Consider the following 17,912-nt stretch of genomic DNA (forward strand, 5'->3'; position numbering starts at 1 on the left):
GAAGCGGGGCGAATACGTCATTTGGGACATGCGGTGGGATGAACGATACCGAATTGAATCCTCGTGCGAAACGCGACCATGGTGGCGGTCTAGATGGGGCTATCGCGCAATATGGCGGCGCGCGTAGCGATTGGATCGACCTGTCCACCGGCATCAACCCGCATCCCTACCCGATCGCAGGGCTGTCCCCCTCGGATTGGACCGAACTGCCCGATCATGGGGCGTTCGAGCGGCTCAGCACAGCCGCCCGCCAGTTCTGGAATGTCCCGGCTGAGGCAGCGATCCTGCCCGCGCCCGGAGCTTCGGCTCTGATCGCGCGCATTCCCGCACTGGCGGCGCAAGGCCGGGTGCAGATAACGATGCCCACCTATAACGAACATGCCGCCGCCTTTCGGGCTCAAGGCTGGTCGGTGCAGGAAACCGGCCCTGCTGATGCGCGGGTGATCGTGCATCCGAACAACCCGGATGGCCGGGTGTGGCAGGCCAGCGACGCCACCGCGCCTTTGACCATCATCGATGAAAGCTTTTGCGACGTGACGCCTAGTGCCTCGCTGATCCGTCTGGCCGGACAGCCCGGCGTGATCGTTCTGAAAAGCTTTGGTAAGTTCTGGGGGCTGGCCGGGATGCGACTGGGCTTTGCCATCGGTGCATCGGAACTGATTGCCAGACTGAACGACCTGACGGGCCCTTGGTCTGTCTCGGGGCCTGCTTTGCGGGTCGGAACAAAAGCCCTGCAGGACACGGATTGGGCAAACGAGACCCGCGTGCGTCTTGAAGACGAGGCCACCCGGCTGGACGCCATGGTTATTGATAAACGCGCGCGGCTGGTCGGAGGCACAAGCCTGTTCCGCCTCTACGAGGTCGATGATGCAGCCCTCTGGCAAGACCGTTTGGCGCAGGCACATATCTGGAGCCGCATCTTCCCCTATTCACAACGCTATCTGCGCCTTGGCCTCCCTCCTGCACACGGGTGGGATCGGCTGGAGGCCGCGCTGTGAGCATACCCTTTCTGTTGGTCTGCGCGATGTGTCTGGACGCGGCATTGGGCGAGCCGGACTGGCTCTGGTCCCGCATTCGGCACCCTGCGGTGGTGATCGGCAATGCCATTGGATGGCTGGACAAACAACTGAATCACGGCACAGCACGGCGCGCCAAGGGCGTCTGTACGCTGGTCTTGTTGGTCACGGCGGCCTATGGTGTCGGCTGGGTACTGGCACAGCTGGGTGGAGTTGTGGAGATCCTGGTTTGTGCGATCCTGTTGGCGCAGAAGTCGCTTGTGACCCATGTCCGCGCCGTCGGCGAAGGGTTACACGCCTCGCTTGCTGAAGGGCGGGCGAAGGTGGCCATGATCGTCTCACGCGACACAAGCGACATGACCGAGGAACAGGTCGCCCGGTCCGCGATCGAAAGCGCGGCAGAGAACCTCAGCGACGGCGTTATCGCGCCCGCTTTTTGGTTTCTGGTGGCGGGCCTGCCAGGGTTGCTGGTCTACAAGGCCGTGAATACCGCTGACAGTATGATCGGCTACCGCACCGAGAAACACCGCGATTTTGGCTGGGCCTCGGCCCGGTTCGACGACCTGCTGAACCTGATCCCGGCGCGCCTGACCTGCCTGATGATCTTGGCGCTGTCAGGCCAATGGGCGCGCTGGAGGGATATCCTGCAGGATGTTCGCCGCCATATCTCGCCCAATGCAGGCTGGCCCGAGGCCGCCATGGCCCGCGCGTTGGACGTCGCACTGGCCGGGCCGCGCAGTTATGACGGGCAGTTGCGCGATCTGGCCTGGGTCAATGGCGATGCGCGCCGTCTAATCGGCACGGAAGAGGTTTTCCGCGCATGCGACATGCTCTGGCGTGTCTGGGGGCTTGCGCTTGGCCTCGTCTCAGTGTGGGTTGGGATCAACGTGATCTTCTAAAGGACGCCCCATGCGCTTTTTGTCCGGCCTCGTCGCCGCCGCCCTGTTCGCCTCGCCCGCCTTTGCGCAATGTGGCGGAGGGTTCAATGCCTTCGTCAAAGGGTTGAAGGCCGAGGCCGTTCAGCAAGGGTTCGACAAACCGACTATCGACGCCTTCTTCAAGGGCGTCCAGCAGGACAACGCCGTTCTGAAAGCCGACCGCGCGCAAGGGGTGTTCCAGAAACCCTTCATCGACTTTTCACGCCGACTGATCTCGCAAAACCGGATCGACCGGGGCAAGGCTATGTCGCAGAAATACGACGCGGTCTTCGACCGGATCGAGAGCGAATATGGTATCTCACGCGGGGTCCTGCTGGCCTTCTGGGCGTTCGAGACCGACTACGGCGCGTTTCAGGGCGATTTCAACACCCGCAATGCTCTGGTCACGCTGGCCCATGACTGCCGCCGCCCCGAGTTGTTCCGACCCCAGATCTTCGCTGCCATCGAGCTGTACAGTCAGGGAAATTTCGACCCCGCCCGCACTACTGGTGCCTGGGCCGGAGAAATCGGCATGGTTCAGATGCTGCCCCGCGACATACTGGAAAACGGCGTGGATGGGGACGGGGACGGCAAAGTCTCGCTGAAAACCTCGGCCCCGGATGCGCTGATGTCAGGCGGCAAGATGCTATCCCATCTGGGTTGGCAACCGGGCCAGCCCTGGCTGCAAGAGGTGACAGTGCCGGCGCAGATGGACTGGTCGCTGTCCGGGCCGGGCAAACCTCGTGCAGTGTCTGACTGGCAGGCTATGGGTGTGCAGGCCCGCAGCGGCTCGTTGGCCAACCTGCCTGCCTCGCTGATCCTGCCGCAGGGGCACAAGGGGCCGGCCTTTCTGGCCTATCCGAATTTCGACGTCTATTTCGAATGGAACCAGAGCTTTGTTTATGTCCTTACGGCGGCCTATTTCGGCACAAGGCTAGAAGGCGCGCAGATCTACGACGCGGGCAATCCTGCGGCAGGCCTGAACGGCGCACAGATGAAGCAATTGCAGAGCAAACTGCAATCGCGTGGCTATGACGTGGGCAAAATCGACGGGATATTAGGGGCTGGTACTCGGGCCGCAGTACAGGCGGAGCAGGCGCGTTTGGGCCTGCCTGCGGATGCCTGGCCTACGGCTGACCTACTGAACAGACTCTAGGACGAGCGCCCCACTGCTGGCTGAACAGAACGTCAGCAAGTGGGGCGTAATGGGCCATTTTCCACCGGTCCGATTTTGTCCCAAAGCCTGTTCGGGGTATGATTTCCTTATCCATTGCGAAGGAGTTCATTGATGAATATTGAGATACTTCAGCCCCAACCCTTCGACATCGTCGGCCAGACAATCATGATCGCCGGCAACGCCGTTGGCTTTGAAGGACACCTTTCCATCTCGGTCACCGAAGGTCATGTGGAATTCAATGGAGCCGCGACGGCTGGGGCAATTGCGCTTCGCCAGTTTCAGGCCACGCTGGAAGTCCCTGACAATCCGAATTTCCAACTCGACCGTCTGATCCTGACGGTCAAGGATGATAGCGCCGGTGGTGAGGGCGGGATTCCGACCGTCCATGTTCCGATCTTTTACGGTCCGCGCATTCTGCCGGGATATGTCGGGTATCGAAACTACACCGTCGCGCCGGGAGATACTCTGACCGCGATCTCTGTATCGCAATACGGCAATGCCGGGCAGGTCTCGGTGATCCAAAGGGCGAACGCGCATTTTATCAGCGACCCGAATGTGATTTTCCCCGGTCAGGAGTTGAGGATTCCGATTGTCTGATCGCGCGTGAGTAGCGGCAGACGGCTATTGCGCTTCGGATCTAACTGGATACCGATCACCCTTTTGATCAATCAGAATCAGCCGCTCACCACTTCGCACATAGAGATCACACCGGCTGAACCCGTTACGATAGGCGATACAGACGCTGCCATCCTCGGCAATGGAATAGGTGCCAAAGGCGGATTCTCCGCTGGCGTAGGTGTAGGAATAGGCCCCTCCGGCCGAGTATTTTGACTGACCGTCGTCAAAAAAGGTCAAGGTTCGGCCTGCCAAACCGTTCAGCTCTTCAGAGGTCAAAGGCACGTCTCCGGGCTTTACGGCCCATTCGGCGGCATAAAGCGGGGTGGCGGAGAGCAGGGCAAGCAGGAAGAAACGTATCATACCGCCACCCTAGCCCGAAGCGTCGTGAAACAGGCATAACGTTGCGGTGAGGGGGTCAGGCGACCATCTGCTCGGCTTTTTTCAGATCGACCGAGACCAGTTGGCTGACGCCCTGCTCCTGCATGGTGACGCCGAATAGCCGGTCCATCCGCGCCATGGTTACTGCGTGGTGGGTGATGATCAGGAACCGTGTGTCGGTCTGCCGGCACATCTCGTCCAGCAGGTCGCAGAACCGGGTGACGTTGGCATCGTCCAGCGGCGCGTCGACCTCGTCCAGCACGCAGATCGGGGCCGGATTGGCGAGGAAGACGCCAAAGATCAGCGCGGTCGCGGTCAGGGTCTGTTCCCCACCCGACAGCAGGCTGAGGGTCGAGAGTTTCTTGCCCGGCGGCTGGCACATGATCTCAAGGCCCGCATCCAGCGGATCGTCGCTTTCGACCATGACCAGATTGGCCTCGCCGCCGCCGAACAAATGCTTGAACAGCATGGCGAAGTTCGAATTCACCTGTTCAAACGCGGTCAGCAGACGCTCACGCCCTTCGCGGTTTAGACTGGCAATGCCGCTGCGCAGGGCTTTGATTGCCTCTTCCAAATCAGCCTTTTCGCTGTTTAGAGTATCGAACTCCTCCTGAACCTCTTTGCTGTCCTCTTCGGCCCGCAGGTTCACCGCACCCATCGCGTCACGCTGGCGTTTGTGGCGATTGACTTCGGCCTCCAGCGCGTCGGCGGCGGGCATCTGATCGGGGTTCACGTCCAACTGGTTCAGCAACTGGTTCGGGGTCAGCTGCTGATCCTCGGCAATCCGTTCCGCCGCAGCCGTGACGCTTTCCTTGGCCGCATCACAGCGCGCCTCGGCCGCCGCACGGGTTTCACGCGCCTCCGAGGCCAGACGTTCGGCTTCGCGCTCGGCCAGAACCACTTCTCGCTGCTGGGTTTCCGCCTGAGCCAGCTTGTCGGCCGCTTCGGCCCTGCGGGCTTCGGCGGCTTCGATCATCTCATTCAGCTCTTCCCGCGCTTCGGCGATCTCGGCGGGCGCAGCCATGGCCTCAGAGAGTTCCTCCTCGGACCCCTCCTTGCGGTCGGCCAGTTCAGAAATCCGCTTTTCGGCGGTCTCCAACCGGTGCTTCCAACCGCTGAGGTCTTTCGTCACCTCCTGGCTGCGACGTGTCCGAGCCTCACCCTCGCGGCGCAGTTCATCATGGGTCGAGCGGTGTGTCAGCATGGTGATCCGCGCGGCCTCGACCGTTTGCTTGATGTCTTCAACCTGCGCACGGGCACTGTCGAGGTCGCCCAGTTCGGCCAGCGCCGCTTCGGCTTCACGCAGTTGCGCGCGGGCAGACATGGCGTCGTCTTTGTGGCGATCCACAGACAGGGTCAGAGTTTCCAGCTTACCCTGCGCCAGATTGCGATCCGCTTCGGCGCGCGACAAGGCGCGGGCGGATTCGGCCATCCGCTGATCGGCAGCGCGGCGTGCCTCACGCGCGCGACGGTCGGCTTCGGTGACATCGGCCAATTGCTGCGACAGGGCCTCATGCGCGGCGCGGGCCCCTTCGGCCTGTGCCTCGGTGCGGGCGAGTTCCTGTTTTAGGGCTTCCAGCTTGTTCAGCTGCTCCAATCGCAGGGCGGCAGCGCTGGGGGCATCTTCGGCCCAGGCGCGGAATCCGTCCCAGCGCCACAGATCACCCGAACGCGACACCAGCCGCTGCCCCGGTTTCAAGGACGCCTGCAACCGCGCGCCAAGCTCTGCATCCACCAAGCCGATCTGCGCGATCCGGCGGCTGAGGCGATCTGGCCCCGAGACATGCAGCGCCAAAGGTTCGGCCCCTTCTGGCAGAGGCTGATCCGCGTCGTAGCCCGCGACCTTAACCCAACCCGATGGCCCATCGCCCTCAACCAACGGCGCGCGCAAGTCGTCGGCCAAAGCCGCCCCCAGCGCCTTTTCAAAGCCCGGCGCGACGCGCAGCAGGTCCAGCACCTGCCCGCCTTCGGCGGTGTCCCGTTCGACCAGCTTGGCCAGCGCGGTGGTTTCGGCCCGGATGGCCCCCAACTCGCCCTCGGCCTCGGAGCGTTGGGCCCGTGCCTCGGCCTCACGCGCCTGCGTCTCGGTCCGCATCTCATCAGCGGCAGCCAGCGCTTCCTCGGCCGCTTCGGCAGCCTCGCGAGCCTCTTCCTCACCCTCTTGCGCCGCCTCAAAAGCGTCATCCGCGCGCGTCAGGGCAGACTTGGCTTCGTCCACCGCCAGCCGCGCTTTCTGCTCTTCGCCCTCAGAACGGGCTAGGGTCTTGCGGCTGTCCTCAACCAATCGCTGCGCAGACTGGTGGCGTGCGACCAGGCGGGCCATATCCTCGGTCTGTTGAGACAGGTAGTCTTCGCGTTCCTGCAGGATGGAGGCCGCTTCGCGCGCCACATTAGCGGCCTCGGTAACCTTCTCATCATGACCTTCCGCGGCCTTGATCAACTCGCGGGCTTCCCATTCCAGGCGCTCGATCATTTCGCCCGCATCGCGGTTCAGACCCGTTTCACGTTCGATATCGTTGCCGAGTTGCTGAATGCGGTTGGTCAGCGTTTCAATGGTCTGGCGCGCGCGAGTTTCCTGATCCGAGAGCTGATCGCGCTGCACTTGCTGGCGTTGCAGGACGGCGGCGGCGATGGCCTCTTCTTCGCGCAGGGGAGGTAAGGTTTCCTCGATCTCGGCGCGTTTGGCGGCGGCTTCCCGGGCGGCAGCCTCGGCGCGTGAAGCTTCGGTGATCCGGTCGCGCAGTTTGTCTTCGGCAACCTGGCGGGCGATATCGGCCTCTTTCCAGCGCCGATAGAGCAACATCCCCTCAGCCTGCCGCAACTGTTCCCCAATCTCGCGGTAGCGGGCCGCCTGACGGGCCTGACGAGCCAATTGCGCAAGTTGGCCGCCCAATTGTTCCAGCACGTCATCGACACGGGTCAGGTTGGCCTCGGTGCCCTTCAGCTTCAACTCGGCCTCATGCCGTCGCTGATAGAGGCCCGAGATCCCGGCAGCCTCTTCCAGAATGCGACGACGGGCACGGGGTTTGGCGTTGATCAGCTCGGCAATGCGGTTCTGCCCCACCAGCGCGGGCGAATGCGCCCCGGTCGAGGCATCGGCAAACAGCATCTGTACATCGCGGGCACGCACATCCTTGCCATTGGTCTTGTAAGCGCTGCCCACGTCGCGGGTGATGCGGCGGACGATTTCCAACTGGTCGCTGTCATTGAAGCCCGAAGGCGCCAGACGTTCCGAGTTGTCCATGGTTAGGACCACCTCGGCAAAGTTGCGCGCGGGTCGCGTAGCCGCCCCAGCGAAGATCACATCCTCCATCGCGCCGCCGCGCATGGATTTGGGGCGGTTTTCACCCATCACCCAGCGCAGAGCCTCAAGAAGATTGGATTTGCCGCAGCCATTGGGACCCACCACACCAGTCAACCCATCCGCAATGATCAGATCGGTCGGATCAACAAAGCTTTTGAAGCCGGTCAGTTTGAGTTTGCTAAAGCGCAAAGGCGGCCTGTCCCATGATTCCTAATACAGGGAAGTCTGCGCAACGGATTGGGGCCGAGTCAACGAATATGCGCAGGATATGGGCAATGGACCCGAGTTATCCACAACATCTTGGCAGTTTCACGCGCAATGCGACGCGCGCTAGTAGGGCGTACATTCGAAGACCTGATAACCGGTCTCCCCAGAATAGCCGTAGTTGACGCATTCATAGGGCCGCAAAAGCAGCGCACCAAAGATCAGCTTTTCCCCAAGTTCCTGATCACAGCTCAGCACGCCCACCGTCACCGCCGCATCCCCCAGCACATCCATCAACGGACAGCCCGAGACCTGCGCCATGGCCAGCGCCGCACGGTCGCGAACCGGCCCCAAGCGCGGCGCGTATTGAGAGTTCACCCGCACCGCCTCGGCCAGTGGCCCGCGCACACGCACGTCAAAGACACTGCCATTCACCGCGACCCGCGTCGCAGGCAGATCACGGAAATGAGGCGAGCCACCCGAACAGGCAGCCAGCAGCAGGATAGGAAGTAAGCGCATCATGCTGCCGTTCTAACGGTGATATGGTTAACGAAGCCTTACCAATCGCCTGCGCGCAAGACCTGCCCAAGGCGTCGAATTCCCTCGCGGATGGTGTCCTCGTCCGAGTTTGAGAAACTCAGCCGAATTGTATTTTCACCACTGCCATCTGGGAAAAACGCCTGACCTGGAACAAAGGCCACTTTGACCGTGTCCAGAGCTCGGGCCAAAAGCGCAGCACCACTGGTCCCAGCGGGCAGCGTCGGCCACACGAACATCCCACCCTCGGGTTTTGTCCAGGAGACACAGTCGGGCATATGGGCCTGCAACGCCGCCAGCATGGCATCGCGGCGCGCGCGATAGGTCTGCCTAACTTTTGGGATATGGCCTTCGAAACAGGCCGTCGCCACCTGATGCACGGCCATTTGGTTGATCGTGGCCGAATGGAGATCCGCCGCCTGCTTCATCAGAACCAGCTGCGAGATGATAGGTTTGGCCGCCACAACCCAACCAACCCGCAACCCCGGCGACAGGGTCTTCGAGAAACTACCGCAATAGATCGTCCGACAGGCCTCGATCGACCCCTTCCGCGATTGCTCCAGCGCCAGAACCGGAGGGATTGGCGCACCGTCATAGCGCAGCGCCTGATAGGCCCCATCTTCGATGACCGCGCAGTCCAGATCCTCGGTCAGATCCAGCAGCGCCTCGCGCCCACGCAAATCGACAGTTTCACCCGTGGGATTGGAAAAGTCCGGCGAGAGATACGCGAATTTGACCCGTCCTGTGCCTGCGGCCTTTCGATATTCCTCGGCCCCTTGATTGCCGGGAATGTTGAGCCGGTCGAAGCGCGGCTCATAGGCATTGAACGCGGAGATTGCCCCCAGATAGGTCGGCCAGCCGACCAGAGCGGTATCGCCCGGCGACAGAAACAGCTTGCCCAAATAGTCCAGTGCCTGCTGCGAGCCCGAAGTGATCAGGATGTTGTCCATATCACACGCGACTCCGATAGAGACCATATGGTCGACAAGCCATTCGCGCAGCGGAGCATATCCTTCGCTCACCGAATATTGCAACGCTTGCGCCTGCCTATCTGGACCAAGGGCCGTCTGAAAGGCCTGCGCAAACGCGTCCGCCGGAAACAGGGCAGGATCGGGGATACCACCGGCGAATGAGATGATATCCGGCTGATCCAACAGTTTCAGCAACTCCCTGATCTCGGATGCCTTCATGTTCTGCGTCCGAGTGGCGAATAGCGGATTTGTAGTCATTGGGCTCCTCCGATCTCAATGCGCGCAGCCTATGCAGGCACTAAGTAAAGTCAATAATGCTGACCTAATGTTTCACACGATGTGAAGCCCTGTTCTTGAACCCGCACGCGCCCTGTGGTCATATGTTTTGACCAATTTCGGACGACCCTATGCCTTTTCAGAAAATTCAGACCGAGAAGCTATCGATTGCTGTGGTTCGGCAGATTGAGCTGCTGATCCTGCGTGGCATCCTACGCCCCAGCGAGAGATTGCCGTCAGAACGAGAACTGGCCGAGAGGATGGGAGTCTCGCGCCCGTCCCTACGCGATGCCATCGCCGAATTGCAGGAGCAGGGCCTACTGACCGCAAAAGCCGGGTCAGGGATCTATGTGGCCGAGGTGCTAGGATCTGCCTTTTCGCCAGCACTGATCCGGTTGTTTGGCAGCCATGAAGAGGCGGTGTTCGACTACCTCTCTTTCCGCCGCGACCTCGAGGGGCTGGCGGCCGAGCGTGCCGCGCGTCTGGGATCGACCAGTGATCTGAAGGTCGTTCAGGCGATCTTTGACCGGATGGAGGCCGCCCATGACCGCAACGCCACCCAAGATGAGGCGCAGCTGGACGCGGATTTCCACATGGCCATCATCGAGGCCAGCCACAATGTGGTCATGCTGCATATGATGCGATCGATGTACGACCTGCTGCGTCAGGGCGTGTTCTACAATCGCCAAATGATGTTCCAACAACGCGCAACCCGCGAAGCCATCCTCGACCAACACCGGGCGATTAATCAGGCGCTGCAACAGCGCGATCCCTTCAAGGCAAAGCAAGCTGTTGAAAAACATTTGAATTTTGTCGAAACGTGTCTCTTTGAGCAGCAAACCTCGAAACGAAATGACGAAATCGCAAAGCAAAGACTTCAACATCTACCGATGATGTGGCCCGATTGATGTAGAGCTACCAATTCCTAGTTCGCGCGTACGGCAGCAACAACCGTTGCTTCACTTTTTTGAATTTCAAAACCGTAAGCCTCCAGCTTTTCTAGTAATTGCTGAACGGTTTTCCCCTGATCGTAAAATACTCCAGGATGCAACTCCACAATCATTGCACGACAGTTGCTAAGCGCCGCTGCATCTTGGGAAATCAGATCGAACTCAGCGCCTTCAATATCACACACCAAAGAATACTCACCTTCAATGCACTCTTGTTGCATTAGCTGAGTCAATGTCATGGCTTGCACCGATATTCTTTCGCCACCGGTTCCGTTGTCCCGCCAGTCTTCAGCGACATGGCTACCGTGGGTACCGGAGGTGACCGTAAACGAGATACTATCTCTTCCAGAATAGTCTATCGCACAATTAACTAGCGCAAGTTTTCGACTAGGGTTGATAGCGAGCGCGTTTTCTCTGCATAGGTCTAAGAGTTTGGGGTTAGCTTCGACAACAACTTGGCGAGCGTCCTCGTTCAGTTTTCGATTCACAAGTCCTGAGACAATTCCATAGGATCCACCAAGTTCAACGACTGGGAGATCAGCAGGAAGATAGTCCTGCATCAAATTGCGCTCTGGTTGCTGATAAAACCCTTTGTAGAGGGCGTGGTACGCAGCAAAAGGAATATCTTCGGGGTAGCTGAATCGCATTCCGTCTATTTCAATGGTGTGCCCCGACAGTTTTGAACGAATTTTCTTCTTCGCTTTTTTACTCGGCCGAACAAAGTTTGGTCCGCGTTCAAATCCAAGGTAGCGATCTTTTCGCCCCTTACCTTCCAATGTACCAATGTCGACTGTTGCACATGTCGTGGTTACAGTCTTCGGCTTGAATGCGCGAGCATATTTTTCTTCGAACCTATTGCAAGATTCCTTGAACGCATCGTCAATCTTGCCTAGGCCCAAATGCTCCACTCGGAAATCGACGACGTAACAAGAGTATCCTCGCATTTCGGCCTGCGCAACGAGGTCTGTTCCATAGAGATGAAACCCCGTGAGATCATTCGAGAATGCAACGCGGGTGTTTTGGCGAACCACCATGAAGTTCTCATCAAGAGAATTCACCCTGGCTATTGGGTTCCTTTTCGTCCCTGCGACAACTGTGTTTCTTTCAGTCAAATAGTAAAAACGATCTTTGCCTCCAACTCCTGCGTTCCCTAAAACCGCCCAATTTGGATCCAACTCGCTAACTTGTGAAATTACTTCTCGCAACCTTGCGGGTCCATCTATTGCAAGGATATCCTGATGGCACAAAATCGCATACCGCCCTCGAGCCTGGTTTAGGGCCGCATTCAAACCAGCAAATCCATCACCAGTATTTTCCGCGCGATTGTCGACATAGAGAAACTCGCAAAATGTATCATCAAAACCCGCATTTCGCATTGAAACAATCATATTTTGGTATTGATCAGCGCTGGACACCAACGAACAGAACGAAAACTCCAACTCGTACCCGGTCTTTTTGGTTACGACAGACGCCTTCGGTATCGTTTTCATTTCTTTTCGTCCGTTTCCTCGCGCGACATGCGTCGCAGTTTGCACAAAGCAAGATTGTACTGAGCTCTGCCAGGCTGGTATCCAATGAAATCTGCCGACCAAATGTCTGCCTTGTTTGACACTTCGACAGAAGCAATAGTCCGGGCTTCGCTATTCAGTTTTTCCCAAATATCCTATTGCAGCCTTCAATTCGGCGGGCACATGTTTTACCCAAAAGTCAGGCTCATATCGCTCATACGCGTGACCACCCATTGGCAATTTTTTGTCAAGCAGTTCATACAACTCTGACGGGCAAGCTTCAAAGGCAAATTGAGCGGCGTCTTTCGGGAATGGAACCCTAAAATCTGGAAATCTTTCTGGCACAAATCCGGACCAAAAAATATCCTCGTTTATACCGGATTTCACAACCATTACCCTGGATTTCAGAAAAATTCGACAAATCCAATCAGCAATACGCACGAAACCAAGCTTAGAAAGCGTACCAAAAAACTTGGTCCGATTGATTATTTTCGTCGATTGCAACACCCTCAAAGCAGATTGAACGTGACGCAAACTGAACCCACCATTCAACGTCTTCAAGAGCTTCAATGGTCTGTGAGGCTCGCTATATCCTTTAAACATGGGTGCTCCGACAAATGCATAACCTTTTTGCACCCACTCCTCGACTTCATCCCTTAGAACAACCGCATCATGCTGACAGATCAAAATGTACTCGCTGTCCAAGAAGCGGCGAAAAAATGTCTCGCTTTTTAGTAGACTGTTGTAACCTTTGACACTTTCAAAGTGATTGCCTTCAAAGAGCTCCAAGAAAATTTCCTGTCCGACCGCTGGTGATATGACATCTCTCGTCTTTCGTAGCAAATCACGTTGACAGCGTGAACCAATGAGCACGACTCTATTTCTCGCCAACACGTCCAGATTGTGCTTGAGTACCTGAAGCTCAGCCGAACAAAGTTCACGATAGACCGGCACCACAACAGCACATGTACTGCTTACTGACTTGTTCAAGATCTATCTCCTAAGTCACTCTGTTTCAATGCAACCAGTAGGTACTATAGAAGTGTTGTTCTTTGGAAATACAGGGCGTCCGTAACGTTCGGTGTTGTTATGTTTCAGGCACCTCAACAGGTGCCTGAAACATTGGTCTTGCATGCTCTAGTGCAACTTAGCACCGACATCAGCAATGGCCGCGTCGATGAGCTTGTTCGCCTGCGTCGCAGTCATCTGTTTTGCCAGAACGGCGTTTGCGGCAGATACCGCTACCGAGATCGCCTGATCGCGAACTTCCTTCACGGCCGACGCCTCAGCCGAAGCAATCTGATCCTGCGCGGCCGCCAAACGGCGTGCGATGGATTTTTCCAGATCGACCTTGGCCTGTTCCGCTGCCAGAGCCGCATCGTCCTTGGCTGCAGCCACAATGGCATCTGCCTGGGTCTGCACTTCTCGCTGCTTGCGCTCATACGAGGCCAGCAGGCTGCGGGCTTCTTCATGCAGGGCGCGGGCTTCGTCGAGCTCGGACTTGATGCCCTCAGCACGGTTGTCCAGAGCGCCACCGATCATGCCGGGGACCTTGAAGTAGAACAGAACCGCGATGAAGACGATGAAGCCCAGAAGAACGACAAAGTCGGTGTTACCAAGCGAGAAGAACGGGCCTTTGGCCGCCAATGCGGGGCTGGCTGCGCCGAAGGTCAGGATAAGGGCAAGAGTGTTCCGCATGTCACTTATCCTTTCATCTGCGCGTCAACGGCACTGTTGATGGCTTTGGCATCTGCCTCGCCGCCCAATGCAGTCACCAGTTCAGCCGCCGTATCCTTGGCAACCACTTGAATGCTTTCCAGCGCACCGGCGCGGATGTCGGCAATCGCCTTCTCCGATTCAGCCGCCTTCGCAGCGATTTCCGCATCTGCCTTGGCAATCGCGTCATCCAGACCAGACTGGATTTCGGCACGGGCTTCCGCTGCGATACGCTGTGCCTCAGAACGGGCATCGGCCAGCGCCTTGTTATAGGCCTCTTCGGCCTCGACCGCCTTGGCCTTCAGATCTTCGGCCGCAGCCAGGTCATTTGTAATGGTCCCCTGACGCTCAGACAGGATTGCCGCGATGCGGGGCAGTGCCACGCGAGACAGGACCAGAAAGATGACGACCAGCGTAATGACCAGCCAGAAAATCTGGTTGGGGAACCAATCGAAGCAGAGCTGCGGCATCCCGATGGCAGAGCCATAGGAGTCGACGCACGAGCCAGCTACCTCTTCTGTAAGGGGTTCAGTCGCCATGATATCCTCCGTCGGAAACGTGTCTTTACAACAGGTGGGCCGCTATGGCTTGGGCCCACCTGCGCGTAAGGATCAGGTTCCGCAGATTATACGGCGAACATCAGCAGCAGCGAGACCAGGAATGCGAAGATCCCCAGGGCTTCTGCGAACGCGATACCGATGAAGAGTGTTGCGGTCTGCGAAGCAGCCGCCGAAGGGTTGCGCAGGGCGCCGGCCAGGAAGTTGCCTGCTACGTTGCCCACCCCGATTGCGGCTGCGCCGGAACCGATTGCTGCCAGGCCTGCGCCGATGTGTGCGAGATCGCCTTCCATGATGTATCTCCTTACGAATTGGAAGTTTCGATGTTGGGTGTTCGGACCTTAGTGCGACGGATGCAGCGCATCTTTCAGATAAACACAGGTCAGAATGGTGAATACGTAGGCCTGAATGAAGGCCACCAGGACCTCAAGACCATACATTGCGGTGATCGCCAGAACGGACACGGGCGAGATCACGGCAACCGCAGCGAAGCCTGCGAAAACCTTGATAACTGCGTGGCCAGCCATGACGTTACCGGCAAGACGAATGGAGTGGCTGACGGGGCGCACGAAGTACGAGATCAGCTCGATGATCGCCAGGATCGGGCGCAGTGCCAGAGGCGCGCTGGAAACCCAGAACAGACCCAGGAACGCGGCACCGTTTTTGACAAAACCCAGAACAGTTACGGTCAAGAACACAGCCAGCGCCAGCGGGATGGTGACCGCGAAATGCGAGGTTGTGGTGAACGAGGTCGGGATCAGGCCCAGGAAGTTGGCGCAGACAATGAACATGAACAGGGTCATGACATAAGGGAAGAACTTAACGCCTTCCTTGCCGCAGATGTCTTCCAGCATCTTGTAGACGAAACCGTAGGTCAGCTCTGCGATCGACTGCATACGCGTCGGAACGATTGCGCGCTTCGATGTGGGCAGAACCAGCAGCAGAACAACCGCGACGATCGCAAAGAACAGCCACAGGGTCACGTTGGTGATAGTGAACATGCCAACAGCGCCGTCTCCAAACAGCGGTTTGACGATGAACTGATCCATTGGGTGGAATACCAGGCTGCTGCCCTCTGCTGCGGTGGTCTCAGTTGCCACGTTCAGTCCCTCTCGTCCTTCTCGGCAGCCGTCGCCGCCATTTGTTTCTCTTGGGCCTCTTTCGCGCTGCGGAGCATAACCTTCACGCCCGCGACAAGACCCAGCAATGTGAACAGCACCAGAAAGATCGGGATTGTCCCGAGCAGGCTGTCCAGCCCGTATCCGATGCCAAATCCGATCCCCAGACCGGATACCATTTCGATGACCATCCTCCAGGCAAGCTCGCCTCCGGACACGTCAGCATCTGCACGTGGTTTGGGCTGTTTCGCCTTTTTCGCCGCGTCGATCTTGGCCTCAAGCTGCGCCATACGCTGCTTTTGGTCGTCATCGGTCACGGGCGTTTCCCTCGTACAGTCTTGAGGCTAGGTGCTAAGGGGCAAGGGGCGCAGAGTCAACGGGCTTGCGCGCCCGAATTGACGCAGGTTAATGCCTTGTTTTTAAAAAAATAAATCACCTATCCAAAATCGCTCAACTGCTAAGGCAAAGGCCAAAGCCAGGCAATCCGCCTAGAAAGCCATATTCAACCCTTTGGTTGATCTTTGACTTCCGCGCCTTGGCGCATCCGCCGAACAATGCGCCCATCAATCAGCAAAAGCCCGACAAGGATCGCTGCCATGCCAAGCAAATGCTCGGGGCGCAGGGCCTCTTGCAACACCCATGTTCCCAGCACCAACGCCGAGACCGGCGCGATGAGGGTAACGGTTGAAATGTTCGTCGGACCCACTTTGGGCAGCAGCCAATAGAACACGATGAACGCCGCCGAGGTCAGAACAAATCCGATCATCAGCAGAGACGCCCAGGTCTCAACCCGGGTGACATGGGGCAACCCCTCTTGCCAGAGGGCCAGCGGAGTGATTGCCAGTGTTGCTCCGGTTAGAGCCAAGGCAACCAGAACCACGGGCTGCATATCCCGGAACGCGCGCGCGAAGTTGACCGAGAAGGCATAGCAAACCGGAGCCAGCAGGATCAGCAAAATGGCCCAGAACTGGGAATCGGCCCCAGAGTGAAGAACCGGCAGCGACAGCACGACAATTCCCGCGAACCCACAGACCACGCCCAGTGACTTAAAGAAGGTTGCCCGCTCACCCCCCGGCCAGAAATGCGAGACGATGACAGCGAAGGCAGGCGTCGTTGCGTTCACGATACCCGCTACACCCGCGCCGATATGCTGCTGGCCCAGCGCATAAAACGCGAATGGCGCGGCATAGCTGAGCGCACCAAACCCCAGCAAGGCAATCGCGCGGTTGACTGACAGGCGTACGTTCAGACGGGCGCCAATAACGTAAATCCAGCACCCCAGTGCTCCGAAGCCGACCCGTCCCATGGACACGGACAGCGGCCCGAGTTCGCGCAGCAAAATGGCGTTGAACATGAAAGACATGCCCCAGCCGATGCCGAGGATACAGATCACCAGCCAGTATTTCAGCGGCATTGAGACACCCATTTGCAATTCACGGCGCAGCATCGCAATGGGCTGCAAATTGTCAAACCGGTTCCTGCGCATTAGGAACGTGACATGTCTAGCGATCTCGATACTGTTTTTGCCGCTTTGGCCGATCCGACCCGCCGCACCATCCTTGCGATGCTGCTAGAGGATGACATGGCCGTCACGGATGTGGCCGAACCGTTCGAGATGTCTCTGGCCGCGATCTCTAAACATCTGGTCATTCTGACCCGGGCCGGGCTGATCAGCCAGGAAAAACGCGGGCGGGTAAAATGGTGCAAGCTTGAGCCGGACGCCCTGCGCGCGGCCTCGGTCTGGATGCAGGGCTTCGGGCAGTTCGAACCCGTCAATCTGGACGCGTTCGAACGGTTCTTGGAAGTCGAGCTACCGTCGGGAGACGACCCCTAAGTCATCTGACCACGAAGACCGACATTTTTGAATGCTGCGCCAGTTTCCCGGCGTGGCTCGTGAAGATGTAGTCTGTGATCCGCGGGGCGTGTGTGCCAACAACGATCAGATCCGCGCCAATCTCTTCGGCGGCTTTCGCAAGATCCCCGTCCACTTCGGCGGCCACGTCGACGGAGTGGATATTGCGCGTCTCAACCTCGGTGCCACTCAGTTTGCCGATCTCGTCTGCCAGCGCGGATAGGCTTTCGGCAATCGCCTCATCCGTTTGCAAGGCTTCACCAGGCTGCATACCCGTCACGCTGACGAGGGTAACCTTGGCGCTCTGCCATTTGGCGATTTCAGTCGCGACTGCAGTTGCCTTCTGGACCTCAGGCGGCATATGCAAGTCGACAGGGATCATGATGTGATTGTACATGAATTCCTCCTCTCTCCAGTTTTGAGATTAGAGGACACCGCAATTTAGGGCCTTGATCTGGCTCAACCCCTTCAAAAGGGCCGGTTTACCCCTCCTGACTGTATTCTACGTCGGTGATCACACCGGTCACATCCGCCCGGCAAATCCAGGGCGCTTCGGCGCCCGCCACAGAGACGCTCACGACCGTTCCCGTTGCCTCTGACTGGGTTGAGGTCGCCTGAACATCGCCAGATGCCACCCCAGTTTCCGCCGAGACCAGCGCCTCACAACTGGCCTGTAGATCTGATCCTTTCTGGTCAGAGCCGTTCGAGGCACAGCCACAGAGGAAAAGAGCCGTTCCAATCACGAAAACTCGGGTCATTTTGCGTTCCTTTCGCGCAATAGTCGAAATCTGCCACAGCTGGGATCAGGCACAA

20 protein-coding genes are annotated in these 17,912 nt (G+C 58.2%); 6 read left to right on the forward strand and 14 right to left on the reverse strand.

Annotated features, from left to right (window positions below; genetic code table 11):
* Positions 1-38: 38 nt before the first annotated feature.
* From cobD to ACXAH8_RS12715, 4 genes are all read left to right on the forward strand, one after another.
* Entirely contained in the window at positions 39-998 is a 960-nt protein-coding gene (cobD, locus tag ACXAH8_RS12700) for a threonine-phosphate decarboxylase CobD (RefSeq protein WP_475218925.1), read from the forward strand.
* Positions 995-1,915, forward strand: a complete 921-nt coding sequence (cbiB, locus tag ACXAH8_RS12705; RefSeq protein WP_475218927.1) for an adenosylcobinamide-phosphate synthase CbiB — start codon at positions 995-997, stop codon at positions 1,913-1,915. The genes cobD and cbiB overlap by 4 nt, the downstream gene beginning before the upstream one ends.
* Before the next feature lie 10 nt (positions 1,916-1,925).
* Positions 1,926-3,089: a lytic murein transglycosylase gene (locus tag ACXAH8_RS12710; RefSeq protein WP_475218929.1), complete on the forward strand. Its 1,164-nt coding sequence runs from the start codon at positions 1,926-1,928 to the stop codon at positions 3,087-3,089.
* Between the two features lie 132 nt (positions 3,090-3,221).
* Positions 3,222-3,707, forward strand: coding sequence for a LysM peptidoglycan-binding domain-containing protein (locus tag ACXAH8_RS12715; protein WP_475218931.1), 486 nt, complete (start codon positions 3,222-3,224; stop codon positions 3,705-3,707).
* Between the two features lie 24 nt (positions 3,708-3,731).
* Here the strand turns inward: ACXAH8_RS12715 and ACXAH8_RS12720 are convergent, their stop codons facing one another.
* From ACXAH8_RS12720 to ACXAH8_RS12735, 4 genes are all read right to left on the reverse strand, one after another.
* Positions 3,732-4,088: a hypothetical protein gene (locus ACXAH8_RS12720; protein WP_475218933.1), complete on the reverse strand. Its 357-nt coding sequence runs from the start codon at positions 4,086-4,088 to the stop codon at positions 3,732-3,734.
* Between the two features lie 55 nt (positions 4,089-4,143).
* Positions 4,144-7,599 (reverse strand): chromosome segregation SMC family protein, encoded by a 3,456-nt coding sequence (locus ACXAH8_RS12725; protein ID WP_475218935.1) that lies wholly within the window; start codon positions 7,597-7,599, stop codon positions 4,144-4,146.
* Between the two features lie 141 nt (positions 7,600-7,740).
* Entirely contained in the window at positions 7,741-8,136 is a 396-nt protein-coding gene (locus tag ACXAH8_RS12730) for a hypothetical protein (RefSeq protein ID WP_475218938.1), read from the reverse strand.
* 35 nt (positions 8,137-8,171) lie between these two features.
* Positions 8,172-9,380, reverse strand: a complete 1,209-nt coding sequence (locus ACXAH8_RS12735) for an aminotransferase-like domain-containing protein (protein WP_475218940.1) — start codon at positions 9,378-9,380, stop codon at positions 8,172-8,174.
* A gap of 149 nt (positions 9,381-9,529) precedes the next feature.
* On the opposite strand from ACXAH8_RS12735, the gene ACXAH8_RS12740 reads away from it, so the two are divergent.
* Positions 9,530-10,306 carry a FadR/GntR family transcriptional regulator gene (locus ACXAH8_RS12740; protein ID WP_475218942.1) on the forward strand — a complete coding sequence of 259 codons (777 nt, stop codon included), beginning with the start codon at positions 9,530-9,532 and terminating at the stop codon, positions 10,304-10,306.
* Positions 10,307-10,323: 17 nt separating this feature from the next.
* On the opposite strand, the gene ACXAH8_RS12745 is transcribed toward ACXAH8_RS12740, so the two are convergent.
* The 8 genes from ACXAH8_RS12745 to ACXAH8_RS12780 form a co-directional block, all read right to left on the reverse strand.
* Positions 10,324-11,838, reverse strand: a complete 1,515-nt coding sequence (locus ACXAH8_RS12745) for an FkbM family methyltransferase (protein ID WP_475218944.1) — start codon at positions 11,836-11,838, stop codon at positions 10,324-10,326.
* Between the two features lie 150 nt (positions 11,839-11,988).
* The gene (locus ACXAH8_RS12750; RefSeq protein ID WP_475218946.1) at positions 11,989-12,846 is read right to left on the reverse strand and encodes a DUF5672 family protein; all 858 of its coding nucleotides are present in this window, start codon (positions 12,844-12,846) and stop codon (positions 11,989-11,991) included.
* A 147-nt stretch (positions 12,847-12,993) separates the two neighbouring features.
* Entirely contained in the window at positions 12,994-13,554 is a 561-nt protein-coding gene (locus ACXAH8_RS12755) for a F0F1 ATP synthase subunit B (protein WP_170668015.1), read from the reverse strand.
* Positions 13,555-13,559: 5 nt separating this feature from the next.
* Entirely contained in the window at positions 13,560-14,111 is a 552-nt protein-coding gene (locus tag ACXAH8_RS12760) for a F0F1 ATP synthase subunit B' (RefSeq protein WP_475218948.1), read from the reverse strand.
* An 86-nt stretch (positions 14,112-14,197) separates the two neighbouring features.
* Complete coding sequence (locus ACXAH8_RS12765) at positions 14,198-14,422, reverse strand: F0F1 ATP synthase subunit C (protein WP_005981269.1); 225 nt, start codon at positions 14,420-14,422, stop codon at positions 14,198-14,200.
* 48 nt (positions 14,423-14,470) lie between these two features.
* Positions 14,471-15,229: a F0F1 ATP synthase subunit A gene (locus tag ACXAH8_RS12770; RefSeq protein ID WP_170380481.1), complete on the reverse strand. Its 759-nt coding sequence runs from the start codon at positions 15,227-15,229 to the stop codon at positions 14,471-14,473.
* A gap of 2 nt (positions 15,230-15,231) precedes the next feature.
* Positions 15,232-15,564, reverse strand: coding sequence for an AtpZ/AtpI family protein (locus ACXAH8_RS12775; protein ID WP_170380482.1), 333 nt, complete (start codon positions 15,562-15,564; stop codon positions 15,232-15,234).
* Between the two features lie 185 nt (positions 15,565-15,749).
* Positions 15,750-16,661: a DMT family transporter gene (locus tag ACXAH8_RS12780; RefSeq protein WP_475219040.1), complete on the reverse strand. Its 912-nt coding sequence runs from the start codon at positions 16,659-16,661 to the stop codon at positions 15,750-15,752.
* An 84-nt stretch (positions 16,662-16,745) separates the two neighbouring features.
* Between ACXAH8_RS12780 and ACXAH8_RS12785 the strand changes: the two genes are divergently transcribed.
* Entirely contained in the window at positions 16,746-17,081 is a 336-nt protein-coding gene (locus ACXAH8_RS12785) for an ArsR/SmtB family transcription factor (RefSeq protein WP_170641466.1), read from the forward strand.
* A 1-nt stretch (position 17,082) separates the two neighbouring features.
* On the opposite strand, the gene ACXAH8_RS12790 is transcribed toward ACXAH8_RS12785, so the two are convergent.
* Together ACXAH8_RS12790 and ACXAH8_RS12795 are read right to left on the reverse strand one after the other, a co-directional pair.
* A complete protein-coding gene (locus ACXAH8_RS12790; RefSeq protein WP_170556358.1) occupies positions 17,083-17,496 on the reverse strand; it encodes a universal stress protein in 414 nt (137 codons plus the stop codon).
* Positions 17,497-17,581: 85 nt separating this feature from the next.
* Entirely contained in the window at positions 17,582-17,857 is a 276-nt protein-coding gene (locus ACXAH8_RS12795; protein ID WP_170668017.1) for a hypothetical protein, read from the reverse strand.
* Positions 17,858-17,912: the final 55 nt, after the last annotated feature.

The sequence above is a fragment of the Ruegeria sp. ABV3_008 genome, assembly GCF_056161185.1.